General features: G+C 73.3%; 22 protein-coding genes. 12 read left to right on the top strand and 10 right to left on the bottom strand.

Features of this window, described 5'->3' with window-relative positions:
* Positions 1–83: 83 nt before the first annotated feature.
* Complete coding sequence (gene cimA, locus C593_RS0106800) at positions 84–1,727, bottom strand: citramalate synthase (RefSeq protein WP_018846547.1); 1,644 nt, start codon at positions 1,725–1,727, stop codon at positions 84–86.
* 426 nt (positions 1,728–2,153) lie between these two features.
* On the opposite strand from cimA, the gene C593_RS0106795 reads away from it, so the two are divergent.
* Both C593_RS0106795 and C593_RS0106790 read left to right on the top strand, forming a co-directional pair.
* Positions 2,154–3,176 (top strand): MDR family NADP-dependent oxidoreductase, encoded by a 1,023-nt coding sequence (locus C593_RS0106795; protein WP_018846546.1) that lies wholly within the window; start codon positions 2,154–2,156, stop codon positions 3,174–3,176.
* Positions 3,173–4,387, top strand: a complete 1,215-nt coding sequence (locus C593_RS0106790; protein WP_018846545.1) for a macrolide family glycosyltransferase — start codon at positions 3,173–3,175, stop codon at positions 4,385–4,387. Before C593_RS0106795 ends, C593_RS0106790 begins: the two co-directional genes overlap by 4 nt.
* Positions 4,388–4,458: 71 nt before the next feature.
* On the opposite strand, the gene C593_RS0106785 is transcribed toward C593_RS0106790, so the two are convergent.
* Entirely contained in the window at positions 4,459–5,274 is an 816-nt protein-coding gene (locus C593_RS0106785) for a class I SAM-dependent methyltransferase (protein ID WP_018846544.1), read from the bottom strand.
* Between the two features lie 19 nt (positions 5,275–5,293).
* Positions 5,294–6,589: an NsdA family TPR-like regulatory protein gene (locus C593_RS0106780; RefSeq protein WP_106434571.1), complete on the bottom strand. Its 1,296-nt coding sequence runs from the start codon at positions 6,587–6,589 to the stop codon at positions 5,294–5,296.
* Positions 6,590–6,746: 157 nt separating this feature from the next.
* Here C593_RS0106780 and C593_RS28995 point away from each other — a divergent pair, with 157 nt between their 5' ends.
* The 4 genes from C593_RS28995 to C593_RS28990 all read left to right on the top strand — a co-directional run bounded on the left by C593_RS28995 (position 6,747) and on the right by C593_RS28990 (position 9,251).
* Positions 6,747–6,956 (top strand): hypothetical protein, encoded by a 210-nt coding sequence (locus C593_RS28995; protein ID WP_018846541.1) that lies wholly within the window; start codon positions 6,747–6,749, stop codon positions 6,954–6,956.
* A gap of 46 nt (positions 6,957–7,002) precedes the next feature.
* Entirely contained in the window at positions 7,003–7,164 is a 162-nt protein-coding gene (locus tag C593_RS33265) for a hypothetical protein (RefSeq protein WP_018846540.1), read from the top strand.
* 78 nt (positions 7,165–7,242) lie between these two features.
* Positions 7,243–8,454, top strand: coding sequence for a JmjC domain-containing protein (locus C593_RS0106760; protein WP_018846539.1), 1,212 nt, complete (start codon positions 7,243–7,245; stop codon positions 8,452–8,454).
* The gene (locus C593_RS28990) at positions 8,388–9,251 is read left to right on the top strand and encodes an aldo/keto reductase (RefSeq protein WP_037744908.1); all 864 of its coding nucleotides are present in this window, start codon (positions 8,388–8,390) and stop codon (positions 9,249–9,251) included. The genes C593_RS0106760 and C593_RS28990 overlap by 67 nt, the downstream gene beginning before the upstream one ends.
* Here the strand turns inward: C593_RS28990 and C593_RS0106750 are convergent.
* The gene (locus C593_RS0106750) at positions 9,239–10,096 is read right to left on the bottom strand and encodes a hypothetical protein (protein ID WP_018846537.1); all 858 of its coding nucleotides are present in this window, start codon (positions 10,094–10,096) and stop codon (positions 9,239–9,241) included. The genes C593_RS28990 and C593_RS0106750 overlap by 13 nt on opposite strands.
* Before the next feature lie 490 nt (positions 10,097–10,586).
* Between C593_RS0106750 and C593_RS0106745 the strand changes: the two genes are divergently transcribed.
* Complete coding sequence (locus C593_RS0106745; protein WP_051093644.1) at positions 10,587–11,801, top strand: low temperature requirement protein A; 1,215 nt, start codon at positions 10,587–10,589, stop codon at positions 11,799–11,801.
* Between the two features lie 84 nt (positions 11,802–11,885).
* Here C593_RS0106745 and C593_RS0106740 read toward each other — a convergent pair whose 3' ends face one another.
* A complete protein-coding gene (locus tag C593_RS0106740) occupies positions 11,886–12,599 on the bottom strand; it encodes a class I SAM-dependent methyltransferase (protein ID WP_018846535.1) in 714 nt (237 codons plus the stop codon).
* Between the two features lie 179 nt (positions 12,600–12,778).
* Here C593_RS0106740 and C593_RS0106735 point away from each other — a divergent pair, with 179 nt between their 5' ends.
* On the top strand, positions 12,779–13,972 hold the full coding sequence (locus tag C593_RS0106735) for a winged helix DNA-binding domain-containing protein (protein ID WP_018846534.1): 1,194 nt from the start codon (positions 12,779–12,781) through the stop codon (positions 13,970–13,972).
* A 147-nt stretch (positions 13,973–14,119) separates the two neighbouring features.
* Complete coding sequence (locus tag C593_RS0106730) at positions 14,120–15,232, top strand: DegT/DnrJ/EryC1/StrS aminotransferase family protein (protein ID WP_018846533.1); 1,113 nt, start codon at positions 14,120–14,122, stop codon at positions 15,230–15,232.
* 206 nt (positions 15,233–15,438) lie between these two features.
* On the opposite strand, the gene C593_RS28985 is transcribed toward C593_RS0106730, so the two are convergent.
* Positions 15,439–16,437, bottom strand: coding sequence for an NAD-dependent epimerase/dehydratase family protein (locus tag C593_RS28985; protein WP_106434579.1), 999 nt, complete (start codon positions 16,435–16,437; stop codon positions 15,439–15,441).
* A gap of 35 nt (positions 16,438–16,472) precedes the next feature.
* Positions 16,473–17,531: a glucose-1-phosphate thymidylyltransferase gene (locus tag C593_RS0106720; RefSeq protein WP_018846531.1), complete on the bottom strand. Its 1,059-nt coding sequence runs from the start codon at positions 17,529–17,531 to the stop codon at positions 16,473–16,475.
* Positions 17,532–17,708: 177 nt separating this feature from the next.
* Between C593_RS0106720 and C593_RS0106715 the strand changes: the two genes are divergently transcribed.
* From C593_RS0106715 to C593_RS0106705, 3 genes are all read left to right on the top strand, one after another.
* On the top strand, positions 17,709–19,274 hold the full coding sequence (locus C593_RS0106715) for an alpha/beta fold hydrolase (protein WP_199790001.1): 1,566 nt from the start codon (positions 17,709–17,711) through the stop codon (positions 19,272–19,274).
* Positions 19,275–19,527: 253 nt separating this feature from the next.
* Positions 19,528–20,565, top strand: a complete 1,038-nt coding sequence (locus C593_RS0106710) for a ketoacyl-ACP synthase III family protein (RefSeq protein WP_018846529.1) — start codon at positions 19,528–19,530, stop codon at positions 20,563–20,565.
* A 37-nt stretch (positions 20,566–20,602) separates the two neighbouring features.
* Entirely contained in the window at positions 20,603–21,457 is an 855-nt protein-coding gene (locus tag C593_RS0106705) for an alpha/beta fold hydrolase (protein ID WP_018846528.1), read from the top strand.
* A 113-nt stretch (positions 21,458–21,570) separates the two neighbouring features.
* On the opposite strand, the gene C593_RS28980 is transcribed toward C593_RS0106705, so the two are convergent.
* The 3 genes from C593_RS28980 to C593_RS0106690 all read right to left on the bottom strand — a co-directional run bounded on the left by C593_RS28980 (position 21,571) and on the right by C593_RS0106690 (position 25,734).
* Positions 21,571–23,730 (bottom strand): amino acid adenylation domain-containing protein, encoded by a 2,160-nt coding sequence (locus C593_RS28980; RefSeq protein WP_018846527.1) that lies wholly within the window; start codon positions 23,728–23,730, stop codon positions 21,571–21,573.
* A gap of 245 nt (positions 23,731–23,975) precedes the next feature.
* On the bottom strand, positions 23,976–24,476 hold the full coding sequence (locus C593_RS0106695) for a hypothetical protein (protein ID WP_018846526.1): 501 nt from the start codon (positions 24,474–24,476) through the stop codon (positions 23,976–23,978).
* A gap of 112 nt (positions 24,477–24,588) precedes the next feature.
* A complete protein-coding gene (locus C593_RS0106690) occupies positions 24,589–25,734 on the bottom strand; it encodes an epoxide hydrolase family protein (protein ID WP_018846525.1) in 1,146 nt (381 codons plus the stop codon).
* Between the last annotated feature and the right edge of the window lie 129 nt (positions 25,735–25,863).

The raw sequence follows: 25,863 nt of genomic DNA, 5'->3' as shown, positions 1-25,863 counted from the left end.
GGGCCGGCCGGTCTTCGGGTCGGGGGGCCTTCGAGTCGGGGGGCCTTCGGGTAGGCCGGTCCTCGGGCCGGCCGGTCTTCGGGTCAGCCGGCCCAGGCGGTGGCCAGCGGCACGGCGCCGCGTCCCGGCCGCACGTCGTCGAGGAGGACGTAGTGGACGGCGTCCAGCAGCGCCCGCCAGCTCGCGGTCACGGTGTTCTCGTCCACGCCGACGGTCCCCCAGCGGCGCTCCCCGTCCCGGAACTGCACCAGCACCCGGGCGGCCGCGCCGCTGCCCGTCTCGCCGCTGAGCACCCGGACCCGGTAGTCGACCAGCTCCAGCCGGGCGAGCTGCGGGAAGAACGGGTCCAGTGCCCGGTGCAGGGCCGTGTCGAGGGCGTTGACGGGACCGTTGCCCTGCCCGTTCGCCGCCAGCGGGACGCCGTCCACGCGCAGCCGCACCGAGGCGTCCGTGCGGACCTCCCCGTTGGTCTGGCGGGCGACGGACACCTGCCAGGAGTCCACCTCGAACGGCGGCTCCGGCGGGCTGCCGGCCAGTTCCTCGCGGAGCAGCAGCTCGAAGGAGGCGTCGGCGCTCTCGAAGCTGTAGCCCCGGCTCTCCATCTCCTTGACCCGGGCGGCGGCCCGCGCGCTCTCGTCGGACCCGGCGTCCACCGTGTAGCCCAGCTCGCGCGCCTTCAGCTCGATGGAGGACCGGCCGCCCACGTCGGAGACGAGGGTGCGCATGGTGTTGCCGACCCGCTCCGGGTCGATGTGCTGGTACAGGTCCGGGTCGATCCGCAGGGCGGAGGCGTGCAGTCCGGCCTTGTGGGTGAAGGCGGAGGCGCCGACGTAGGGCGCGGACGGGTCGGCGGGCACCCCGGTCAGCTCGGTGATCGCCCGGGCGGTCGCGGCGAGGGAGCCGAGCAGGGCCGGGTCGGCGACCTCCCGCCCCCGCTTCAGGGCGAGGTTGCCGAGCACGGTGAACAGGTTGGCGTTGCCGCAGCGTTCGCCGTAGCCGTGCGCCGTGCCCTGGACGTGGATCGCGCCCGCGTCCACGGCGGCCATGGTGTTGGCGACCGCGCAGCCGGTGTCGTCGTGGCAGTGGATGCCGACGGAGGCGCCGGTCACCGCGATGGTGTCGGCCACGACCGCGCCGATCTCGTCGGGCAGGCAGCCGCCGTTGGTGTCGCACAGCACCACCGTCTCGGCCCCGGCCTCGGCCGCGATCAGCACCACTTCGAGGGCGTACTCGCGGTTGAGGCGGTAGCCGTCGAAATAGTGCTCCGCGTCGAGGAAGACCCGGCGGCCGGCGTGCACCAGGTGGCGCACGGTGCTGCCGATCATCGCCAGGTTCTCGGCGAGGGTGGTGCGCAGTGCGCTGTTGACGTGCCCGGTGTGGCTCTTGGCGACGAGGGTCACCACCGGGGTCTCGGCGACCAGCAGCGCCCGGACCTGCGGGTCCCGGGAGACGGCCGCGCCGGGGCGGCGGGTGGCGCCGAAGGCGGCCAGTTCGGCGTGCTTGAGGTCGAGTTCGGACCGGGCGCGGCGGAAGAACTCCGTGTCCCGGGGCACGGCGCCGGGCCAGCCGCCCTCGATGAAGCCCACGCCGGCCGCGTCCAGGTGGCGGGCGACGGCGAGCTTGTCGTCGACCGTCAGGACCATGCCCTCCTGTTGGCTGCCGTCGCGCAGGGTCGTGTCGTAGAGCTGGAAGCCCCGCTCGCGGACCTGCGTACCGCGCTCGCTCATCTGCCGCCCTCCTCCGTGTCAGCGGTGGCCGGCGGGCCCCCGCCGCCGCGGCTCGAACGGTCCAGCGACCACCCGGAGCACCGCTGGAGACGCGGTCGAGCGCGGCGGCCCGGCCGGGCGGGCGGGCGTGAGCGGCCCGGCGGGACGGGCCGCCGGAACGGTCCTCCGTCGCGGGGCCGGGCCTCCGGGGCGGTCCCCCGGGCGGTCCTCCGTCGCGGGGCCGGGCGCCGGGGCACGGGGTCGGGCCCCTGAGCGCGGGGGCGGGCCCCGGGGCTGGGGCCGGGCGCCCGGCGGGACGGGCCTCCGCCACGCGGCCGGACCCGCGGGTCGACCGGGATTCGAGCGGCACCCGCGATGCTGGGGCCTGTTGGGGACTGTCCTGCCTGAAGGGGACGGGCCCCGGACCACACGACCAGGAGGGCCCCCATGACCACCGAAGAGATTCCCGCGAAGGCCAAGGAAGTGCGGCTTGCCGCACACCTGGAGGGCGCGCTGACTCTCTCGCACTTCGAGCTGGCCGAGGCCGAGGTCCCCGAGCCCGGCGACGGCGAGGTCCTGGTGCGCTACCAGTACCTGCAGCTCGCCGCCGTGATGCAGGACCTGATGAAGCCCGACCCGAGCCTGCCGATGCCCGGCTACCAGCCGGGCGCCCCGATGTGGGGCGCCGCGGTCGGTGTGGTGGTCAAGTCGAACAGCCCCGACCTGGCCGCGGGCGACCTCGTCGAGGGCATGGACGGCTTCAAGGAGTACTCGGCGGGCCCGGCGGGCGACTACTTCAAGCTGGACGCGGACGCCTTCCCGAGCCCCGTCCACTACCTGACGCAGGGCCCGACGGCCTACCACGGCATGGTGGACATCGTTGAGGTCGGCGAGGGCGACACCGTCTTCGTCTCCGGCGCGGCCGGCGGCGTCGGCTCCCTCGCGGGCCAGATCGCCAAGGCGCGGGGCGCCAAGCGGGTCATCGGCGCGGCGGGCAGCAAGGCGAAGGTCGACTACCTGGTGAAGGAGCTCGGCTACGACGCCGCGTTCGACTACCACGACGGCCCGGTCCTGGACCGCCTGCGCGAGCTGGCCCCGGACGGCATCGACGTCTTCTTCGACACCGTCGGCGGCGAGCAGTTCGAGGCGGCCGTGCAGGCGGCGGCCCCGGGCGCCCGCTTCGCGCTCTGCGGCGCGCTGTCCGGGCAGGTCGGCGACTCCGAGGGCGCGTTCCCGCGCCTGGACGTGATGACCTCCATCGTCAAGCAGCTCGTCATCCGCCCGTTCGCGACCTACCACACCCCCGAGCAGATCTGGGCGTGGAACTCGCACTTCGCCCAGTGGCTGGGCGAGGGGAAGTTCGTGCTGCCGCAGACCGTGGTGGAGGGCGGCCTGGAGGCCGCGCCGCAGGCCCTGATCGACCTGCTGAAGGGCAAGTACACCGGAAACCTCGTGGTGAAGCTGTCGTGACCGGGTCCGGCAGGCACTTCGCGTTCTTCAACATCCCGGCGACCGGGCACCTCGTCCCCACCCTCGGTGTGGTCGAGGAACTGGTCCGCCGGGGCCACCGGGTGACGTACGCGGCGACGGAGGCGTACGCGGACCTGGTCGCCTCCACGGGGGCGACGGTCCTGCCGTACACCTCCTCGATCGACCCGCAGACGATCGTGCCCGCCGGGGCGGAGGACTGGCTGGCCCGGGTGCTGCTCGGCAACGTCCGCGAGGGGGCGGCGACGGCCCCGGTCTTCGAGGAGCACTTCCGGGGCGACCTGCCGGACCTGCTGGCGTACGACATCTCGGTGCAGTTCCTCGGCGGGGTCCTCACCCGCCGCTGGAACCGGCCGGGGGTGAAGTTCTACTCGGTCTCGCCGACCAACCGGAGCATCCCCCGGGAGGCGGTCGGCGGCGAGGCGTACGACCGGATCGAGTCCGAGCTGAGGGAGTTCGCCGCCGCGCACGGCGTGGACAACGTGTCCTTCGACGAACTGGTCGACGACCCGCGGGCGCTGAACCTGGTGTCCGTGCCGCGCGCCTTCCAGTACGCGCAGGAGACCTTCGAGGAGGACCGGTTCGCCTTCGTCGGCCCGTGCCTGCGCGAGGGCGACCTGTCCGGCGGCTGGGAGCCGCCGGCGAGCGGCCGTCCGGTGGTGCTGATCTCGCTGGGGACCAGCTTCAACGCGCAGCCGGAGTTCTTCCGGATGTGTGTGGAGGCGTTCGCCGACCAGCCGTGGCACACGGTCCTGGTCACCGGCCCGGGCGTCGACCGCTCGGCCCTCGGCCCGCTCCCGGAGCACGTCGAGGTGCACGAGTGGCTCCCGCTCCAGGCGGTCCTGGCGCACACGAGCGTGTTCGTGTGCCACGGCGGCTGGGGCACGGTGATGCAGTCCCTGTACGCGGGGACCCCGATGGTGGTCGTCCCCCAGGTCGGCGAGACCGACCAGCTCGCCCACCAGCTCACCGAGCTGGACCTCGGCCGGGTCCTGTCCCGCGACGAGGTCACCGCGGCCCTGCTGCGCGAGACGGTCCTCACGGTCGCCGCCGACGCGGGCGTCCGCGACAGCGTCGGCGCGATGCGCAAGCACGTCCACGACGCGGGCGGCGCGTCCCGCGCGGCGGACGAGATCCTGGCGCACCTGGCCCGCCACGAGGCGGGCGACGGCGGGGCCGCGCGAGCGGCCTGAGCCGCGGGCGCGTGAAGGGCCGGACCCCGGGGGCCTCCCGGGGGCCGGCCCTTCACGGCTGCCCGCGGTGGTCAGGTCCGGCAGACGAGGATGCCGCCCCGACAGGCGATCCGGAAGGCCCCGTCCCGGCGGACGGCTTCCTCGACGCGCTGACGGGCCCGTTCGAGCGTCGCCGCGAAGGGGACCCCCATCGTGTCGGCCCATGCCTCGTAGGAAGCGAGGTGGGCGACGACGGGCGCGGGATCGGATACCTCGATCACGCCCGGCAGGGGGATGGCCCGGATCTCGGAGAACACCTCGCCCAGCAGCCCCGGTGCGTCCTCCAGCGTGAACCGCGCCGAGAGCTGCACCCTGGCCGGCCCCTCCGGAACCCCCAGCACATCACCTGCCGCCCGCCGCCACAGATCCTCCAGCTCACGCTTGTCGGTGCGGCTGTTCGTGGACACCAGGGCCATGCCGCCCGGGGCGAGGACGCGGCCCAGCTCACGTACGGCCCGTCGCCGGTCCTTCACGTGATACAGCATGTGCATGGCCAGCACGGCGGTCAGAGCACCGTCGGCGAGCGGCAGCCGCTCGGCGTCCGCGGCCACGGCGCCGGGGATACCGGCCACGATTCCCGGCGAGACGTCCAGCGGAACCACCGCCAGGTCCGGCCGGACCGCACGTATCCGGCGGACGTACATCCCGTTGCCGCAGCCCACGTCCGCGATCGCGCCCCCGACGCCGTTCAGTTCGCCCAGAACGATTCCGGGGAGGTCGTGTCTCGGCTTCTGCCACCGGTAGAGAGACTGACGTGCCGCCAGGTGGCGGCCCGTACCGTATGCCTGCGTCGCGAGCAGCTTCCGATCGGTGACCGAGGGTTCCTCGGTGGGGTTGCTGGTGGTCATCACCGCTCCATGTTGGTCATCACCGCGCCATGGGGTCGCCGGGGACGGCTTGCCGGGACATGGCTTCACGGATGCCTTCGCGCAGCTCATCCACCGCCCGTGAGCCACGGTAGGGCCCCGCCGCCAGCCGTGCGTCCAGGTTGCGTAGTCTGATCGAAATGCTCGCGGTGCGCTGCGGAGAGGTCAGGACCGACGCGAGTTGCGCGGCGACGCCCTCTATCTCCCCGATCATGAGGTACGCGGTGGCGAGGTCGAGATGTGCCGCGTTCACATCACCGGGCGACCTGTCCTCGTCCGTACCGGACCGGTAGATCTGAACGGCCCTCTCAGAGGCCGTGATCGCACGATGCGTGTGTGCCGCGACGCCCAGGCCCAGGAGTGTCGTACCGGTGTAGGTCCACTGCTTGGCTTCCGGAAACGCGAAGACGCCCGGCAGCTCATCGGCATCCGCCGAGATGCGCGCATCGTGGGCGAGCGCGAGGACCCGCAACGCCATCCGGCTGTCGCCCCCTGCCCCCAGCGCCCTCGCCTCAAGGCTGAGCAGCCGCGCCCTGATCGTGCCACTGTGGGGACTACTGTCGTATCCGTCGCGCGCAAGAGCCGCGGCCCGCTGGAAGTCACCGGACCAGTAAGCGGCCAGAGACTGGAACGACCGGCCCCAAGCCCGCTGACCGGCGTGCTCGGCCGCCTCTGCGCATTGGAGCACCGTCCGTACGTGCGTTGCGGCGGAGCGTTGGTGGCCAAGGTCCAGCGAGACGTGTGCGGCCAGACCGCCCAACCAGCCGGCGATGGTGTAGAGACGGCGGGACTGGCTCGGAGACTGCCGGCCTTCGATTAATCGGAAGACCTCCTCACGCAAGGCGCGGATCTCGGGAACAAGCACGGCCAAAGGCCGACTGACGAAGTCCCGCGCGAGCCGGGAAACGTCCGCGTCGAACTGTTCGAGCACGAGCGCGTTGACATTGCTAACCCCGGCATGCCGGGCGATTCGCGAGGAGAGTTCCGCGTCTCCGTCCGTGTCGAGGATCTTCGCATCGGCTGACTTTCTGACCGCAGCATCCGGCGCACCCGGTCGAGCGCCAGGAAAGAGGCCTAGCTGCACTTCGTCGTCCACCCCGTACACCGCGCACAGCGCCGCTCGGTAGTCGGCGGACGGCCAGGAGATGATCCCCCGCTCAAGACGTGAGATCCAGTTCGCGTCCACATCGGGATCACGTCCCGTCATGACCTCGACCTGGGAACACACACGCTGTGCGGCCTGGGCTTGTGTCCAGCGCCTCCCGTGTCTGAGCCTCCGCAGTCGGTCGTTTCCCACAGCCACACCCTTACCCGGTCACGTCGAGCGCAGTGAACCCCACGGCGATCTGCCTACAGATTGCCTTCAAAATGCCGTGTCGGATGCCCTGTTCGCTCATCGCCCGGAAGACGTTCACTGGCTTCGTCCCTGAAAGACGACCCTTGTGGGAGAACCCGTGATCAGCCATGCGACGCCGGTGCGGCGGGACATCCGGTACGACCGGCAGGAGCAGACCGCCACGCTGGCGATCATTCTGCACCGACTCGACGGTTCGACCGAGACCACGACGTTGGTTCTCTGCCCCGGCGAGGTCGAACTCCTTCACGCGCAGACCGGGCGGGCACTCGCCATGCGGGACGAAGTCACGACCGGGTTTCCGTTCTGAGCAAGGGCCACCCGGACGGAGGATCCGAACGAGGAAGGAACAAACGGTGGACGAGAAGCAGCACCCCACGCTCGATTCAGCGCTGGTGATCGCCGTGGAAGTCCTGGCGAGCATCCAGGACAGGCACGACAGCAGTGCGTCCGATCCGGGCCAGGGATCGTCGGGTGACGGCCCCTGGCCCGGCGGTGACGGGCTGAACCACGTCTGACAGTCCGGCGCCGAGGGGAGGGGCTGTCCTGGTGGCCTCTCCCCTTCCTCTCGTTTGACGAACCGAAGGGAACAGACCATGGAACACAGGTTGGTCCGCGCCGTCGAGCAATCACTGGCCTGGGAGGGCCCGGGCCCGCTCGGCAGAGAATTCGCAAGGGGCCGCATCGATGATGTCGGCATTGTCAGGCGGCTGCTGACTCCTCACAGACTCCTCGACCTGGTCATGCGCCGAAGCCTCGCGAACCCTCAGTTCCGATGCTTCCGGGGTGGGGAGGAACTGCACCCGGACAGGTACCTCACCCGGCATGTCTCTCCCCGGGGTCAAGCCGTCCCCATGGCGGACATGCGGCTCATCGGGGAGTTGCTGCGCGGCGGCGCGACGCTGGTACTGGACCAGACGAACGTGTTCGACCCCACGATGGAAGTGGCCTGTCGCGCCCTCCAGTGGTGGTCACGGGAACATGTTCAGGCCAACGTCTATCTGACCACGAACGATGCATCCGGCTTCGACCTGCACTGGGACGACCACGATGTGCTCATCGTGCAGCTCGCCGGAGAAAAGCGCTGGGAGGTCCGCGGGGCCTCCCGCCCGGTCCCCCTCTTCCGGGACGCGGAGCGGAACAACACGCCCAGCCAGGAGACGGTCTGGTCCGGCACACTGACGGCCGGCGACATCATGCACATTCCTCGTGGCCACTGGCACGCCGCAACCAGAGTCGGTCAGGGCGAAGGCCTCAGCACTCATGTGACCTTCGGCTTCGCCCAGCGCACAGGCGTCAGTTGGCTGTCCTGGCTCGCCGACCGGTCTCGGCAGGAGGAGGCATTCCGTCACGACCTCGACCGATGGGGCGCCGTGGGCGGGTGCGACGCGCAGCGGCGCGCACTGGTGGCTCGGGCCACCCTGCTCGCTGAGGAGCGTGGACCCGCAGACTTCCTGCGGACACGTGAGCAGGAGACGCCCGCCGGCAGGCACATCCGTTCCCTGCCCGTCCTCGGCCCGCTGGAAGCCGTCGCATGCGTCAGCGAGTTCCCTCCGCTGATCGAATACGACGACCGAACAGTCGTGGTGCGGGCATCGGGTAGGCAGCTCACCTTCGCGTCCAGGGCCCTGCCGGCCCTGCGACTGCTGCTCGACGGCGGCCCCGTACACCTGGACGAGGCAGCCCACTTGGTCGGCGGAGAGGTCGGCGCCTTGGCAGAAATTCTGGTTCAGGAGGAGCTGTGCGCGACCCTCACCCCCGAATTGTCCTCGGGTTACATCGATCTCGTCACGAACGCAGCGTCCTGACCGATGCTCTGGATGCTGGAATCGAGGCCATCGACACCAGCTTCAACTATCGGCATTTCTCAGCCCACTCAGCTCTGGCGAACGCGGGCCGGGATCTCCTTCCACGCTTCAGCATCTCCACCAAGGTCGGCTTCTTCGCAGCGTACGGCCGCCCCGTGCATTCACTTTGCCCCAGGCGGCTCCGCGCGGCCCTGGAGCTGACGTGCCGCGACTTGGAACGCGCTCCGGAGCTGGTGTTCCTGCACAATCCGGAGCGCTCTCTCACAGGCCCGTCGGCTTCCGCCCGGGACAGGCTGCGCAACGCGTGCATGACGATGTATCAGGCCGTGACGGACGGTCTGTGCAAAACCTGGGGCATCGCTTCCTGGGACCCGCGTCCCCTCGCCGCCCTGGTGGACGGCACGCTTCCCCGCCCTGCCGTCGTCATGGTCCGCGCAGGCCTCCTGGTGGGCATCGACACCATGGATGCCACCAGCGCCGTCGTGACCCGATGGGGTCTCGACGACCGCACCCGGCTCTGGGGCATGAGTCCGTTCGGCGGCAACATGGCGCAGGACCTATGGCGCAGAGTGGACCCTCGGCTCTTCATCCGCGACGCTCATGACGGTGTCACCAGAGCGCAGGCCGCATTTCGTGCGGCCTACTCGCTCCCTGAGGTGCGCGCCGTCGCCGTTGGCACACACAACCCTGTTCATATGCGGGAGTTGCTGAGTGCGCTGGAGTGCGAGGTCAACGATGTTGCTGTACGCAGGTACCGCATGCTGCTCCGTGACCGCGCACGACGTCACCCCCGCTGAAGCTCCTCGACAACCCGCGCCACCATCTCCCGTGCCGGGCCGAGGCGAGGGTCGGCGGGGTGGGCGTCCGGGCTGAGGAGCTTGGCGCAGACGAATAGGGTCATCAGCCGACCGTCCCGAGTCTCCAGGTCCTGCCCGCGTTCGCGGCGGACACGGGCGGCCAGGGACGGGACCGCGAGGGAGTTGCCCCAGAGGGCGGCGGCGTCCAGGCCGCGGGGAGCCAAGCCCCAGTCCTCCCAGTCGAACAGACAGAAGCGCGGACCGGTCATGTTCGCCCAGGTCAGGTCGGCGTGCGCCGGTTGCCAGGTCGTCACTGCGGTGTCGGCGGCGGTCGGAAGGAACGGTGCCACCGCCCGTGTCACGCCATTCTGGGTGATCGGGACGGTGTCCGGGGTGGCCACCCGCCGGGTGCGGTGGCGGGACAGCGCGTCCAGGGAGACGTTGAGGGCGCGCCACCACTCGTCCGGCAGCGTGGGGTCGGCAGCCAGGACGCTGCTGCCGACGGGGGCGTCCGGGAGCAGGTCCATCTCATCAGCCCGCCACATCACCGGCCGGCCCGGCTCGGGCCAGGTGGCGCCCCGGTGCCAGGCGGGGCGGGCGACCCCGTGCAGCATGGCGGCGCACTCGGTGCCGTTCCAGCCTTGGGCGCCGATCCGGTCCAGGGTGCGGCGTTCGACGCGGACCCAGGTGTCACGGTCGGTGCGTGCGCCCAGGGAACGGCGTTTGCGGACGAGCGTGGCCGGGTCCAGGGTGACGGCCAGGGCGCGTTCCGCCTCAGTGAGGACCCGGTCGACGGTCCCGCTGCGTAAGTCGGAGGCGGGGGCGGCGGGCCGGGACGGCGGCATCGGACCTCCAGGTGGGGGGCCGCCCACGCTAGCAAGCCACCCGGCCCCCGTCAGGCCAGTCCTTCCACGAACAGCCCGCGCCCGTTCTGGACCCCCGGGACGTACTCCGCGTCGAAGCCAGCCGCGCGGAAGGCGGACTCGTACTGCTCGCGGGTGAAGAGGGTCGCGCGGTGCGTCTCGGTGAAGTGGCGGATGCCCCGCTCGCTGTCGGCGACAGTGTGCTGCGGTGCCGGTGCCGCAGGCGAGGTCGAGGAGTGAGGTGCTGCCCTTGGTCCGGGTGCGGATCAGGCCGAGGCTGCGTCCCGTGGAGGTGACGGCGGCGGTGGTGACGCCGGGCACCCCGCCGACACGCTGGGCCTTCCGCTCCCCCGCGCCGCCGCGCTCACCGGCCATGCTGGCCGAGTGCCCGGACGCGACGGTGCGCGCCGTCGCGGCGGAGCGGGCACGCGTCCGCGCCGCCGCCGTACCGCATCCCGAGGGCGAAGAACCGATGAGCGACACCTCTCCCCGAACCGGCCACGGCCGGCCCACCACGGTGCTGGCCCGTATGGTCGCCCGGAGCCGGGACGAGGAGCACCGGGCGGCGACGCCGCTGGAGCTCCTCTTCGACCTGTGTTTCGTCGTCGCCGTCGCCACGGCGGGTGCCCGGCTCGTCCACGCGGTGGCCGAGGGGCACCCCGCCGAGGGGGTCGTCGGCTACCTGTTCGTCTTCTTCGCGATCTGGTGGGCCTGGGTGAACTTCACCTGGTTCGCCTCCGCCTACGACTGCGACGACATCCCCTACCGCCTGGCCACGCTCGTGCAGATGGCCGGGGTGCTGGTGCTGGCCGCCGGCATCCCCCGCGCCTTCGACGACGGGGACTACACGCTGGCCGTCATCGGCTACCTGATCATGCGGGTGGCGCTCACCGCGCAGTGGCTGCGCGCCGCCCGGGGCGAGACCGGGCCCGCACGGCGGGCGGCACTGCGGTACGCGGCGGGGCTGGTCGTGGTGCAGGCGGGGTGGGTCGTGCTGCTGCTCCTGCCCGACGGAGCATGGTGGTGGGGCTTCGGGCCGCTGGCCGTCGCCGAACTGGCCGTCCCCGCGATCGCGGAGCGCGCGCACCCCACCCCGTGGCATCCGCACCACATCGCGGAACGGTACGGGCTGTTCACCATCCTGGTGCTCGGCGAGAGCATCCTGGCCGCCACCACGGCCGTCCGGTCCGCCCTCGACGAGGACGCGGCGCTGGACGTGCTGCTGCCCATCGCGGGCGGCGGGCTCGTGATCGTCTTCGCGGCCTTCTGGATCTACTTCTCCTCCCCCACCCACGAGTACCTGGCCACCACGCGCACGCCGCTGTGGTGGGGGTACGGCCACTACGTGGTCTTCGGGTCGGCGGCCGCGATCGGCGCCGGGATCGAGGTCGCGGTGGAGGAGGCGACCCACCACGCCCACATCTCCACCCTCGGCGCGTCGTTCGCGGTCACGGCACCGACTGCCTTGTTCATGATGGCCGCCTGGCTCGTGCACACCCGGCACTTCAAGCACGGTGTCTCGGAGCACCTGGTCCTGCCCGTGGGTGCCCTCCTCGTGCTGGCAGCCACCTTCGCCGGGCACTGGGCCGTCCCGCTGGCCGGACTCGCGGCCGCGTGCACCGTCGCGGCGGGGGTCGCCGTCCACAACCGGCATGCGGCGGGCGGAGCGGGAGGAGGGGCGGGGTAGCCCGGAGGACGGGACCGGTCGGGGGCGGCGGCGCCCCTGCGGCGGGGGCCGCCCCGTCGGCGAGCCACCCGGAGCCCGCTCCCCTCAGGCCGGCCCCGCCACGAACAGCCCGCGCCCGTTCTGGACCCCCGGGACGTACTCCGCGTCGAAGCCGGCCGCGCGGAAGGCGGACTCGTACTGCTCGCGGGTGAAGAGGGTCGCGCGGTGCGTCTCGGTGAAGTGGCGGATGCCCCGCTCGCTGTCGGCGACCGTGTAGTGGACCTCCATGCGGGAGGCGTCGCCGTCGCGGACGGTGTGGGAGACGCGGGCGATGCGGCGGCCGCCGGACTCGACGACGTCGGCGGCGACATGGCCCGGGAGGAAGGTCTCCGGGAACCACCAGGGCTCGACGGCGACCGCGCCGCCCGGGGCGAGATGGCGGGCGAAGCAGCGCAGGGCGGAGGTCAGTTCGGCCACGGTGGCGAGGTAGCCGACGGAGGCGAAGAGGCAGGTGACGACGGAGTAGGTGCGGCCGAGGTCGAAGTCGCGCATGTCGGCGGCGGAGACGAACACGTCCGGCAGCCGGCGGCGGGCCGCCTCCAGCATGGCCTCGGAGAGGTCGACGCCCTCCACCCGGTCGAAGTGGTGCCCGAACACCTCCAGATGGGCGCCGGTGCCGCAGGCGACGTCGAGGAGGGAGGTGCTGTCCTTGGTCCGGGTGCGGATCAGGTCGAGGACGGTCTGCGCCTCGTTGGGGAAGTCCTTCCCGCGTGCGCTGTGGGTCAGGTCGTAGATCTCCGCCGCTTCGGCGCCGTACATGGGATCACCTCGAATGGCCGTCGGGGCACGGCGACTTGCCGCGTCCGCCAGGGTCCTGCGCCGCGGTCGACCGCGGCTCGACGGGCGCTCGGCCCCGGCGTGGCAGGCTGACCACCGGGCCCCGCCGTCGACGACGGCCCGGCCCGTACCGATCCGCTCCCCGAGGAGGCACCCCGCAGATGCCCGGCAGCAAGCAGTCCGCAGCCCCGAACGCGTCCTGGGCGGACGTGTGCGCCCGGCGGCTGGCCCGGCACAGCCTGGACACGCCGGCGCCCGCCGACCGCATGGCCGAGGTGGTGGCCGCGATGGGCGGGGCGCACGCCCAGGTGATGTCGGCGGCCGAGCTGTCCATCGGCCTGCGCACCGAAGGCACCACCCGCGCGGACGTGCGGCGGGCGCTCTGGGAGGACCGCACCCTGGTCAAGACCTTCGGCCCGCGCGGGACAGTGCACCTGCTGCCCGCCGCCGAACTCCCCTTGTGGACGGGCGCCTTGGCGGCCGTCCCCGCGGCGGGCGGCGGTCTGCCGCAGTCCGCCCGGCTGGACGCGGCGCAGACCGAGGCCGTGGTCGGGGCGGTCGCGGAGGTGCTGCGCGCCGAGGAGCCGCCGACCGTGGACGAGCTGAGCGACGCGGTGATCGCCCGCCTCGGCGACTGGGCCGCCGACCCGGTGGTGCCCGCGTTCACCGGCATGTGGCCGCGCTGGCGCCAGGCCCTGCACACCGCCGGGCACCGCGGGGCGCTCTGTTTCGGCCCCAACCGCGGCCGGAAGGTCACGTACACCACCCCGGACCGCTGGCTGCCCGGCTTCACGCCGATGGACGCGGACAAGGCCCTCGCCGAGCTCGTCCGCCGCTATCTGCGCTCCTACGGCCCCGCCCACTCCCAGCACTTCGCGCAGTGGCTGAGCGCGCCGCGCCGCTGGGCCGCCGACCTGTTCGACTCCCTCGGCGAGGAACTGCGGCCGGTGGCGAGCCCCTCGGGCGACGGGAGCACGGTCTACGAGCTGGCCGACGAGCCCCCGTACGAGCCGGCCGCCGCCGGGGACGACGCCGTGCGGCTGCTGCCGTACTTCGACCCGTACACGGTGGGCAGCCACCCCCGTGAGCTGGTCTACCCGGGCGTCGCCGCCGAGCGTGCCCTGTCCAACGGGCAGGCCGGGACGGTGCAGGTGCTCACCGTGGGAGGGGTGGTCGCCGGGGTGTGGCACCAGAAGCGGTCCGGGCGGAAGGTCGCGCTGACCGTGGAGGCGTTCGGCACCCTGACGGCGGCGCAGCTCGCGCAGGTGGAGGCGCAGGCGGCGCGCGTCGGGGAGATCCTGGAGGCGGTCCCGGCGCTGACCCTGGGGCCGGTCGAAGGCGGCAAGCACCTCTGACGGCCCGAAGAGCCGGGGCCACGAAGGGCCGGGCCCGGTCCAGCCGGGCCCGGTCCAGCCGGGCCCGGTCCAGCCGGGCCCGGTCCAGCCGGGCCCGGTCCAGCGGGGGTCGAGCGCCGTTCCAAGGCGGGCCGGGACAGTGGCCCCATGACCACCTATGTATGGGACTACCTGCCCGAGTACGAGAGCGAGCGCGCCGACCTCCTGGACGCCGTCGAGACCGTCTTCAGCTCCGGGCAGCTCATGCTCGGCAAGAGTGTGCGCGGCTTCGAGGAGGAGTTCGCCGCCTACCACGGTCTCGCCCACTGCGTCGGCGTCGACAACGGCACCAACGCCGTGAAGCTGGGCCTCCAGGCCCTCGGCGTCGGCCCCGGCGACGAGGTGATCACGGTGTCCAACACCGCGGCGCCCACCGTCCTCGCCATCGACGGCACGGGCGCCACGCCCGTCTTCGTCGACGTCCGCGAGGACGACTTCCTCATGGACACCGACCAGTTGGAGGCCGCGGTCACCCCGCGCACCAAGGCGATCCTGCCCGTGCACCTGTACGGCCAGTGCGTGGACATGGCCGCCGTGCAGGCCGTCGCCGACCGCCACGGACTGCGTGTCCTGGAGGACTGCGCCCAGGCCCACGGCGCCCGCCACCACGGCCGCATCGCGGGCGCGATGTCGGACGCGGGCGCGTTCTCCTTCTACCCGACCAAGGTCCTCGGCGCGTACGGCGACGGCGGCGCGGTCGTCACCGCCGACGACGGGACCGAGCGCAGGCTGCGCCGGCTGCGCTACTACGGCATGGAGGAGCGCTACTACGTCGTCGAGACCCCGGGCCACAACAGCCGGCTCGACGAGGTCCAGGCGGAGATCCTGCGCCGCAAGCTGACCCGTCTCGACGCCTACGTGGCCGGCCGCCGCGCGGTGGCCGCCCGTTACGAGGAGGCCCTGGGCGACCAGGCCGAGCTGGTCCTGCCGCGCACCAACGAGGGCAACGAGCACGTGTACTACGTGTACGTGGTGCGCCACCCGCGCCGGGACGCCGTCATCGAGGCGCTGAAGCCGCACGGCATCCACCTGAACATCAGCTACCCGTGGCCGGTGCACACGATGACCGGCTTCCGCCACCTGGGAGTCCCGGCGGGCGCCCTGCCGGTGACGGAGCGGCTGGCCGGGGAGATCTTCTCGCTGCCGATGTACCCCTCGCTCTCCCGCGAGACGCAGGACCGCACGATCGAGGCGCTCCGCGAGGTCCTGGCGACGGTGTGACGGCCGTCGACGGCCTGCGCGGCGCGCGTACCGCCCGCGTGCGGCCCGCGTACGCGGAAGGGGGCACCGGCTTCGGCCGGTGCCCCCTCCGCCGTGCGCGCGCTTCCGCGCCGCTCGCGGTGGTGCTGACAGATGCAGACGGATCGGGAGGGTCGCCCCCCACCATGCGGAGGGCGACCTTGCGCCGTGCTGCGCGTCCGCGCCCCTCAGGCCGGGACGGCGCTCGCCCGGCCCGCCGCGTCCCGGTATGCCTCCCAGTACGCGCGGACCGCGTCCGCGAGCGCGTGCCGGGGCCGCCAGCCGAGCAGTTCCCGCGCGGGTCCCGGGTCGACGCGCATCCAGTCGTCCGGTCCGGGCGCGCCGCGCTCCACGATCCGTGCCGGGACCCCGCTGACGGCGACGAGCAGGTCCACCAACTCCCGTACGGGAACGGCCTCGCCGCGTCCGATGTCCACGACGGCACCGGTCGCGGGCACGGCCGGATCGGTGGCGCGGACGACGGCGTCGGCGACGTCCCGGACGTCCACGTAGTCCCGGTGGGCGCGCAGCGGGGACAGTTCGACGGTGACGGGCGGCGGCAGAGCGCCTCCCGCGGGGCCCCCGGCCGCGTCGGCCCCGGCGAACAGGCGCGCCGCGACCTGGCCGAGGAGGCTCACCGCGGGCGTCCCCGGCCCGGCGACGTTGGCGACGCGCAGCACCAGCGCGTCCACCGCGCCCGCCGCCCGCGCGGCCAGGACCGCCTCGGTCGCGGCGAGTTTGGCCCGCCCGTACGCGGTGTCCGGCCGGGCCGGGCCCCGGGCGGTCCCGCCGTGCGGTACCGGCCCGTACTCCAGGACGGACCCCAGGTGCACCAGGCGCGGCCGGCCGGCGGCCCGGCCCAGCGCGGCGAGCAGCCGCTCGGTGGGGGCGACGATCGCGGGGGCCATCTCGGCGTCGGTACGGCCCCAGATGCTGCCGACGCAGTTGACGACCGTGTGCGGGCGTTCCGCGTCCAGCAGCCGGGCGAGGGCGAGCCCCGCTCCGTCCGAGCCGAGGTCGAGCCGCAGGGCGCGCACCCCTTCCGGAAGCCCGTCCTGCGCGCCCCGCGCCACGGAGAGCACCGGCTCGCCGCGCGCGGCGAGCAGCGCGCACACCTCCCGGCCGACGAAGCCGCTCCCGCCGAGCACCAGCACCCCGGCGCGGGTCCCGCGGGGCGTGCCGCTCACGCCGCCGCCCCCACCCACGCGGGCCGGACCGCCGCTCACGCCGCCGCCCCCACCCACGCGGGCCGGTCGGCCGCGAGGCGCAGCCGGGGAGCGGCGGGGCCCGCGGCCGACTCCCGGGCCAGGACCGAGGCGTGCACATCGCCGACACGGCGCACACCGGCGCCCGGCAGCAGGATCGAGTCCGCGATCCCTGCCGCCTCCACCGCGCACCCGGCCCCGATCGCCGTGTGCGGGCCGATGTGGCTGTCCCGGACGACCGCGCCCGCGCCGATGAACGCCGGGCCGGTGATCCGGGACCGCACCACCACGGCGCCCTCCTCGACGACCACCTCACCGGTGACCTCGCTGGCGCCGTCGACCCGGCCGTCGATCCGCCGCCGGACGCCGTTCAGCAGCTCCCGGTTGCACTCCAGCAGGTCCCCGACCCGGCCGGTGTCCCGCCAGAAGCCGGAGTGGACGGTGGCCCGGACCTCGTGGCCGGCGTCCACCAGCCACTGGATCGCGTCGGTGATCTCGCGCTCCCCGCGCGCGCTCGGCGGCACCGCGGCGACCGCCTCGTGGATCGCCGGAGTGAAGAAGTACACGCCGACCACCGCGAGATCGGTCGCCGGCTCGCTCGGCTTCTCGACGAGCCGGGTGACCAGGCCGTCCGCGTCCGTCTCGGCGACGCCGAAGGCCCGCGGGTCGGCGACCTTCTGCACCACCAGCCGGGCGGCGGACGGCACCGTGGCGAACTCCTCCGCGACGGCGGTGATCCCCTCGGTGAGGACCGTGTCGCCGAGGTAGAGCACGAAGTCGTCCTCCCCCAGGAACTCCCGGGCGATCAGGACGCAGTGCGCGAGCCCGAGCGGGGCCTCCTGCGGGATGTAGGTGACGCGGGCGCCGTACGCGGAGCCGTCGCCGAGGACCTCCTCGATCGCCTCCCGCCAGTCGCCGACGATCACACCGATCTCCTCCACGCCCAGCTCGCGCAGGTTCTCCACGACGTGGACGAGGACGGGGCGGCCCGCCACCGGGATCAGCTGCTTGGGCATCGAGTGGCTCAGCGGACGCAGGCGCGTGCCCGAACCCCCGCACAGAACCAGGGCTTTCATGGCTTCTCCTGTCGACTTCGGTCGCCTTCGGTGGCGTTCGGCCGGATTCAGGGGACGCCAAGGTGACCGGGGCGCCTTGAGCACACCTCCAGCCCACCTGGACAGGGCGCCGGGCGGCGCCTCACGCGCGCGCACGGCTCCAGCCCGTCTCAAGCCCCGGTCGGCACAGTGGGCACCATGACCAGTGGGATGGACACCGTGCAGGCACCCCAGGCACCGCCGGCGGCCCCGGCGGCGCCGCACTCACCGCCCGCCGCTGCCGGGGACGCCCCCGCGGCGGCCACGGCAGCGCCCCCGCGCCCCCCGGCGCCCGCGCTCCTCGCGCAGCGGCCCCGGTGGACGCCGGTGGACGCGCCGGGCCTGCCGCACGGCGTGCTGGAGCACGCCGAGATCGAGGCGCCCCTCGACTACGCGCGCCCCGACGGCCCGCGGATCACCCTCGCCCTGAGCCGCATCCGGGCCACCGGCGCGCCCGGCCGCCGCCGCGGCATCCTGCTCTCCCTGAACGGCGGCCCCGGCGGCGACAACGGCATCGGCCGGGGCCTGCCCGTCCGGCTGGCCGCGTCGACCCCGCTCGCCGAGGCGTACGACCTCATCGGCTTCGACCCGCGCGGAACGGGCGCCTCCACCCGGCTGGAGGGTGAGGACAGCCCGGTGACCGTCCCCTTCGACTCCCGTCCGCCGGACGAGGTCTTCGACGCCCTCGCCGCCGACATGCGCGAGCGCGAGGAGGGCTGCCGGCGGGCCGGCGGCGAGCTGCGTCCGCACGTCTCCACCCGCAACAACGCCCGCGACATGGACCTGATCCGCGCGGTGCTGGGCGAGGAGAAGCTGAACTTCGTGGGCTGGGCGTACGGCACCCTGCTGGGCGCGGTCTACGGGACGATGTTCCCCGAGCGGCTGGACCGCAGCGTGCTGGACTCCTCCGTGCACCCCGACTGGGACTGGCGGGCGCAGTTCCGCTCCCAGGCGGAGGCCACCCGGGAGAACGTGGACGCCTGGGCGGAGTGGACGGGCGAGCGTCCGTCCGCGTTCGGGCTGGGCACCGGACCGGAGGCGGTGATCGCCTCCGTGGAGCGGGCCGCCGCCGCCCTCGCCGCGCTGGACGGCGGGCGGGCGCTGCGCACCTCCTTCGACATGATCGTCGGGACGCTGGCGGCGGACCGGTCCCGCTGGGACCGCCTCGGCGAGCTGGTCGGCGCGCTGCTGGCCGCCGCGGAGGGCGGGGACGCGGCCCGGGCGGGCGAACTGCTGGCCGGGCAGGCGGAATGGCGTCCGGGCAAGCCGGCCGGGACCCGGCGGGACGCCGTCCTGGAGGCGGTCACCTCCGAGACCGACTGGCCCTCGGACCCCGCCCTCCACCACGCGACCATGCGCGAGTTCCGGGAGCGCTGCCCGTACGGGCTGGGCGTGATGCGGGCGCAGCCGTGGGTGGGCACCTTCCGTACGTTCACCCCGCCCGAGGCGCCGACCGTCCTGCGGGGCGGGGGCTACCCGGTGGGGCTGGTCGTACAGGCGGACGGCGATCCGCTGGACCACCACGAGGGCGGCCGGGTGATGGCCGAGCGCCTGGGCCACCGGCTCATCAGGATCACCGACTCGGGCGCGCACGAGGTGTACGCGCTCGGCGGCAACGCGGCGGTGGACGCGCTCGTCGACCGCTACCTGCTGGACGGCGAGCTGCCGTCCGGCGCCGAGACGTGCGTGCCGGGCGTGCCGCGGCCGGCCGTCCCGGCGGGCTGAACCGGCATCCGCCCCGGCGCCGCGCCCGGCCGGCCCCCTTCACGGGGGCGGGCGGGCGGCGGACCGGGGCGGCGCCGACTCCGGATCCCTCACGACGGGCCCCACAGGGCGGGTCCGCACGGGCACCACGGGACCGCACAGCACGGGTCCGCACGGGCACGACGGGCCGCACAGCACGACGGGGACCGCCCGCACGACGGGGTTCCGACCACCGACGACCCCGACGACCACCGACGAACCACTGGGGAATGACATGCGCTGGGACAACATCTATCTCGCGGGCACCGGTTCCTACCTGCCCGAGCAGGTGCAGACCGCCGAGGAGGCCGTCGCCGAGGGCCTGGCCGACGCGGAGGAGGTCGCGGCCCACGGCATACGCGCCGTCCGCGTCGCCTCGCCGGAGGAGACCGGTCCGGTGATGGCCGCGCACGCGGGGCGGCGCGCGGTCGAGAACTCCGGCCTGGCCACCGAGGACTTCGGGCTGCTGATCCACTCCTATGTGCTCCACCAGGGCCAGGAGCTGTGGACCCCGGCGAGCTACGTCCAGCACGAGACCATCGGTGGCACCGCGCCCGCGGTGGAGGTCCTCCAGAACTCCAGCGGCGGCCTCTTCTCGCTGGAGATGGCCGCCTCCCACCTCGCGGCGCGCCCGCAGCCGGGCGCGGTCCTGGTCACCACCGGCGACCAGCACCGGCTGCCGTACTTCGACCGCTGGAACTCCGACGACGCGCTGGCGCACGGCGACGGCGCCGGCGCGGTGGTCCTCAGCAACCAGGGCGGTTTCGCCAAGCTGCTGGCCACCGTCTCCTACGGCGACCCCTCGCTGGAGCCCTTCCTGCGGGGCACCCAGGGGTGGACGCCGGCGCCGTTCCACGAGGGCAAGCCGATCGACCTGCGAAGCCGCATCCGGGACTTCATGACCCAGAGCGAGTCCAATCTTGACATCATGGGCGAAAAGATCGGATCGATGAGCGTCCGGGTGCTGGAGGACGCGCTGAAGGAGGCCGGCACGGACCTGGAGAGCGCGCGCTTCTTCGTCCACCCGAACATCAACCAGTCGACGGTGGAGTTCGCGTACCACGACGCGCTCGGGGTGAACCCGGCCACGACCACCTACGAGTGGGCCCGGGACCTCGGCCACATGGGCGCGGGCGACCACCTGATCAGCCTGGACCACGTCGTCGCCGAACGCGGCCCGCGCAAGGGCGACGTGCTGATCGCGATGGGCGCGACGGCCGGGTTCGTCTGGACGGTCGCGGTGCTGGAGTTCCTCGTCGACCTGCCCGCCTGAGCACTGAACACCCCCCGGTGAGGAGAGGACACGACCGATGGCTGACACAGCCGCGCAGCAAGCACCGAAGAAGGAGAAGAAGGACAAGTTCGCGCATCTGAACGTGGAGGAGGGGACGCTGAAGCACGGCCTCCCCTACCGCGCGCTCGGCACCGGCACGGAACCGCTGGTGGTGCTGCGCTGGTTCACCGACAACCACACCAACCCCGAGGGGTGGGAGCGGAACGTCGAGCTGAAGCAGCTCGCCCCGCTGGCCGAGCGCTACCGCGTCTACGCGGTCAACCGCGCGCCCGGTATGGCCCCCGGCACCACGATGGAGCAGATCGCCGAGCAGCACGCGGAGGCGCTGACCGAGAAGTTCGGCGGCCCGGTCCACATCCTCGGCACCTCCTCGGGCGGCTCGGTCGCCATGCAGCTCGCCGCCGACCACCCGCAGGTCTTCAAGCGGATGGTGCTGGCGATGGCCGGCCACACCATGGGCGACGAGGCGCGGGACGCGCAGCTCAAGTACGCGGAGGCCTCGGAGGCGGGGCGGCGCGCGCTGCACCACACGGCACGGATCTCCTTCAAGAGCGCGGCCCTGGCCAAGGTGATCGCGCCGCTGATGTGGCTGGCGGACCCGTTCGTGCGGCCCAAGGAGCCCGCGGACATGGTGGCGTTCGTGCGCGCCGAGGCGGCGTTCGACGTGCGGGACCGGCTCGGCCGGATCCAGGTGCCGACCCTGGTGATCGCGGGCGGCCAGGACCGGGCCTGCCCGGTCGAGGTCTGCCGGCGCACGGTGGACGGGCTGCCGGACGCGGAGCTGGTGGTGTACGAGAAGGCGGGCCACATCGGCACGTTCAACAACCCGCAGTTCCCGAAGGACGTGCTGGCGTTCCTGGACCGCGGCTGACCAGCCGACCACGGTCCCGCGGACCGTACGGCCGAGGCCCCCTGCGTCCGCAGGGGGCCTCGGCCGTACCGGGTCCCGGGGGGTGCGGGCCCGGAGGCCGGGCCCGCACCCGGTCAGACGCCGACCGGCTGGGCGGTCGCCGGGGCGGGAGCCCGTGTGGCGGCGGGCTGTGTGGCGGCGGGCTGTGTGGGGATCACCTGGGCAGCCGCGGCCGGCTGTGTGGTGCCAACCTGTGTGGCGGGAGCCTGTGTGGTGCCGACCTGTGCGGCGGACGCCTGTGTGGCGGCGACGTCACCGGTCAGCGCCGCGAGCGCCGCCGGGGTGGGCGCGTCGTACACCCGGCGGGACGGCACCGAGGTGCCCGTACGCCGGCGGATCAGGGCGGTCAGCCGGGTCGCGAGCAGCGAGTGGCCGCCCAGCCGGAAGAAGTCGTCCTCCGGGCCGACCTCCGGCACCTTCAGGACCTCGGCGAAGATCGCGCAGTACAGCGCCTCGGTCTCGTTGCGCGGCGCGGTCACCGCGGCGGGCTCCCGGACGGGCTCGGGCAGGTTCTTCCGGTCCACCTTGCCGTTCGGGGAGAGCGGGAAGCTCTCCAGCCGCACGAACGCGGACGGCACCAGGTAGTCCGGCAGATGCGCCAGGTGCGCCCGGAGCGCGGCCTCGTCGGCCTCGCCCACCGTGTACGCGACGAGCCGGGGCCCGGTCGCCTCGTCCCGGCGCGCGACGACGGCGCACTGGGCCACCCCGGGGTGCCCCAGCAGGACCGCCTCGACCTCGCCGGGCTCCACCCGGAAGCCGCGGATCTTCACCTGGTCGTCGGCCCGGCCGAGGAACTCGAACACGCCGTCCGCGCCCCTGCGCACCAGGTCCCCCGAGCGGTACATGACCGCGCCCGGGCCGCCGTACGGGTCGGGCACGAAGCGCTGCGCGGTCAGATCGGGCCGCTGCCAGTAGCCGCGCGCGACCTGGGCTCCCGCGAGGTACAGCTCGCCGGCGGCACCGTCGGGGACCGGGTCCAGCTTCTCGTCGAGGACATAGGAGCGGGTCGCGGTGACCTCGGTGCCGATGGGCACGGACGAAGGCCAGCCGGCGGCGTCCGCGGAGAGGGTGTGTGCGAGGACCACATGGGTCTCGGCGGGCCCGTACTCGTTGTGCAGCCGGAAGGGCGTGCGCCGGCCGAACTCCCGCAGACCGCCGTCCACGTGCAGCGCCTCACCGGCCTGGATGACGTCGGTCAGGTGCGGCAGTTCACTGCCGTTCTCGGCGGCCGCGCCGACCAGGGCGTCCAGGACCGCCGTCGGCGCGAACAGCTCGTTCACCCGGTGGCGATCCAGCCAGGCGACGACGGCCTCGGGGTCGCGGCGGATGCCGTCCGGCGGGACGACCAGGGTCCGGCCGGAGACCAGCGTGGACAGGATCTCCTGCACCGAGACGTCGAAGCCGATCGCGGCGAACTGCGCGGTGCGCACGCCCGGTCCGCCGGGGATGGCGCCGCGCTGCCAGCGCAGCAGATTCGTCAGTCCGGCGTCGTGCATGACGATCCCCTTGGGGACGCCGGTGGATCCGGAGGTGAAGATCAGGTACGCGGCGCCGGAGGGGGTGAGCGGGCGGACACGGTCGGCGTCGACCGGGTTCCCCGCCGGGGTCCGGTCCTCCCCCTCGGCCTCCAGGGCGGCGAACAGCCCGGCGTCCACCACGCACGCGGGGCGCGCCAGGTCGAACATCAACTGGCGCCGCTGCTCCGGGTACTCGGTGTCCACGGGCATGTAGGCGGCGCCGGTCTTCAGGATGGCCAGCAGGCCGACGACCAGCTCGGCGGAGCGCGGGAGCAGCAGCGCGACGACGTCCTCCGGGCCGACGCCCCGGGCTATCAGGCGGTGGGCGACACGGTTCGCGCGCGCGTTGAGCTGTGCGTAGGTCAGCTCGGTGTCCTCGAAGACGACGGCGGTCTCACCGGGCGACCGGGCCGCCTGCTGCTCGAAGAGCTCGGCCGCGGAGGCGGGCCGGTCCGGCCCGGAGGTGGCGTCGGCGGCGGAGGCGCCGGCCGTGGTGCCGGCCGTGGTGCCGGCCGCGGCCGTGTGGGCCGCCACCACACTCAGCGGCCGCATGTCGCTCCACAGCTCCGTCACACGGGCCAGGCAGTCGGTGTGACCGCCGCGGTGGACGGTCCGCCAGCCCTCCGGCACGGCCAGGGGTGCGGGCCAGAGCGCGTGCCGGCCTTCGTCGTCGGCCACCAGCAGGAACTGCCCGTCCCGGTTGTCGAATGGATTCACCGCGTACGCTCCTCGGAGAGACGGATTCCGGTCCGAATACCGGTATGTCCGGACCAAGGGTGCGGCAGAGGGCTCGACCGGCACTCGAATCGATCGTGTGCGCGGAGTCCGTGTGCGCGGAACACATATGCGTCGCCCCCATGTGCGCTGCGCACATGGGGGCGACGCACACGGGTGCGGGCGGACGGCCGCACCCGTCCGCCCGCACCCTCCGCTGCCGCGCTCGTTCTCGCCTCCTACCGCATTCAGCAGACGGTGGGAACCAGGCTCACGCGCGTGACGTTGACCTTGGCCTCCGCCTCGAACAGGAAGGTGTAGTTCGCGTCGTAGATCTTCGATATGCCGGAGCTGTTGAAGGTGTGCCCGCTCTGGAGGGCCTTCTGGTTGACGTCGACGTAGCCCACGGTGGTGCCGTCACCCTCGAAGAGGCGCTCCTTCACGCGGTAGCTGAAGGTGTTGGGCCCCGTGGGCTTCCAGTAGCCCTTGCCCTCGCCGCCGCCCTCCGGGCCGCCGCCGGACGACAGGCACATCACGCCGTTCGGCTGGAAGGACAGGGTCACATTGCCCGTGCCCTGCGCGTGCTCGACGGTGCCCTCCCAGGTACCCACCGGCGTGGAGTTGCGGTGGTACCAGCCGTTCGAGGGGGCGGCCCCCGCGCCGGCCGGGGCGACCAGGACGGCCGCCGCCGCGAGCCCCACCGCCGGGGCGAGGATCCGGATGCCGTACTTCTTCGTGCGCTGAGTCATGTGCGCTGAGTCCCTTCTATGATCATCGGTCGTGCATGACAGGCATGCGAGACGTACGTGCGCGACGTACGCCTCCGTGCGGATCAGGGGGCAGGGCAGCCCGGGGCGCGGCTCAGCGCGCCGCCGGCCGGCCCAGCTCGCGGTTGAACGCGCGGAGTTCGGCGGCCAGGACCTCCGGCCGTTCCAGGGCAGGGAAGTGGCCGCCGTCCGGCAGGTCGCGCCAGTAGCGCAGCTCGGTGAAGCGCTCCCGCGCCCAGGCGCGCGGCAGCCAGGCGTCCTTGGGGAAGACCGAGCAGCCGGTGGGCACGGCGGTCGCGGCCATCGGCTCCGACTCGAAGCTCTCCCAGAACAGGCGGGCCGAGGCGGCACCCGTGTTGCCGAACCAGTACATCGACACGATGTCGAGCAGCCGGTCGGCCCCGATCGCCTTCTCCAGGTCGCCGTCGTGGTCGGCCCACTCCCAGAACCGGTCGACGATCCAGGCGAGCTGGGCGGCTGGGGAGTCGGCGAGGCCGTAGCCGAGGGCCTGCGGCCGGGTCGACTGGATGGCCGCGTACCCGGAACGGTTCTTCCCGAAGCTCTGCATCCGGCCCATGGCGGCGCGGTCGCGCTCGTCCAGCTCCTCGAACGGGATCTGCCGCTCCGGCGGCCGGGCGAGCGGCATCGTCAGATGGATGCCCCGCAGGCGCGCGGCGTCGGTGCTGCCGAGGGCGGCGGAGACCCAGGAGCCCCAGTCTCCGCCGTGCGCGATGTACTGCTCGTGGCCGAGTCGCTCCATCAGCCCGGCCCAGGCCGAGGCGATCCGGCCGACGGTCCAGCCGGCCGTGGTGGGCGCGGGTCCGAAGCCGTGGCCGGGCAGCGACGGGACGACCACATGGAAGGCGTCGGCCGGGTCCTCGGGGTCGGTGAGCTGCGGGATCAGGTCCAGGAACTCGACGACGGAGCTGGGCCAGCCGTGCGTCAGCAGCAGCGGCACGGCGTCCGGGTGCGGCGAGCGGACGTGCAGGAAGTGGACGCGCAGGCCGTCGATCTCGGTGGTGTACTGCGGGAAGGTGTTGAGTCGGCGTTCGGTTGCCCGCCAGTCGTACTCCTCCGCCCAGCGCCGGCACAGTCCCCGCACCTGGTCCAGGGGAGCGCCCTGGGACCAGTCGTCCACCGTCTCCCGGTCCGGCCAGCGTGTGGCGCGCAGCCGGTCGCGGAGCTCGTCGAGCGCGGTCTGCGGGATGTCCGCCCGGTAGGGCTCGATGACTGAGCTCACCCCGTGGCCTCCTCCGTGGCTTGTTCCGTCCGCGGGGCGTACGCCGTCGCGGTGGCGCAGACGCTAGGGCGGGCCCCTACAGCAGCGGTCGAGTGCGGTGAGAGGCCGGGAGGTGAGACTCCGCGCCAT

It is taken from the genome of Streptomyces sp. CNT372 (assembly GCF_000377145.1).
The sequence above is the reverse complement of the archived record's forward strand: the minus strand, read 5'-3'. Positions and strand labels throughout refer to the sequence as shown.

Bases quoted from the DNA above. Each gene is read 5' to 3' on its own strand.
- C593_RS0106785 (WP_018846544.1), bottom strand. From the start codon at position 5,274: ATGACCACCAGCAACCCCACCGAGGAACCCTCGGTCACCGATCGGAAG.
- C593_RS0106740 (WP_018846535.1), bottom strand. From the start codon at position 12,599: ATGTACGGCGCCGAAGCGGCGGAGATCTACGACCTGACCCACAGCGCA.
- C593_RS0106750 (WP_018846537.1), bottom strand. From the start codon at position 10,096: ATGCCGCCGTCCCGGCCCGCCGCCCCCGCCTCCGACTTACGCAGCGGG.
- C593_RS0106795 (WP_018846546.1), top strand. From the start codon at position 2,154: ATGACCACCGAAGAGATTCCCGCGAAGGCCAAGGAAGTGCGGCTTGCC.
- C593_RS0106720 (WP_018846531.1), bottom strand. From the start codon at position 17,531: ATGAAAGCCCTGGTTCTGTGCGGGGGTTCGGGCACGCGCCTGCGTCCG.
- C593_RS0106760 (WP_018846539.1), top strand. From the start codon at position 7,243: ATGGAACACAGGTTGGTCCGCGCCGTCGAGCAATCACTGGCCTGGGAG.
- C593_RS0106710 (WP_018846529.1), top strand. From the start codon at position 19,528: ATGCGCTGGGACAACATCTATCTCGCGGGCACCGGTTCCTACCTGCCC.
- C593_RS0106715 (WP_199790001.1), top strand. From the start codon at position 17,709: ATGACCAGTGGGATGGACACCGTGCAGGCACCCCAGGCACCGCCGGCG.
- C593_RS0106735 (WP_018846534.1), top strand. From the start codon at position 12,779: ATGCCCGGCAGCAAGCAGTCCGCAGCCCCGAACGCGTCCTGGGCGGAC.
- C593_RS0106730 (WP_018846533.1), top strand. From the start codon at position 14,120: ATGACCACCTATGTATGGGACTACCTGCCCGAGTACGAGAGCGAGCGC.
- C593_RS0106695 (WP_018846526.1), bottom strand. From the start codon at position 24,476: ATGACTCAGCGCACGAAGAAGTACGGCATCCGGATCCTCGCCCCGGCG.
- C593_RS0106705 (WP_018846528.1), top strand. From the start codon at position 20,603: ATGGCTGACACAGCCGCGCAGCAAGCACCGAAGAAGGAGAAGAAGGAC.
- cimA (WP_018846547.1), bottom strand. From the start codon at position 1,727: ATGAGCGAGCGCGGTACGCAGGTCCGCGAGCGGGGCTTCCAGCTCTAC.
- C593_RS0106745 (WP_051093644.1), top strand. From the start codon at position 10,587: ATGAGCGACACCTCTCCCCGAACCGGCCACGGCCGGCCCACCACGGTG.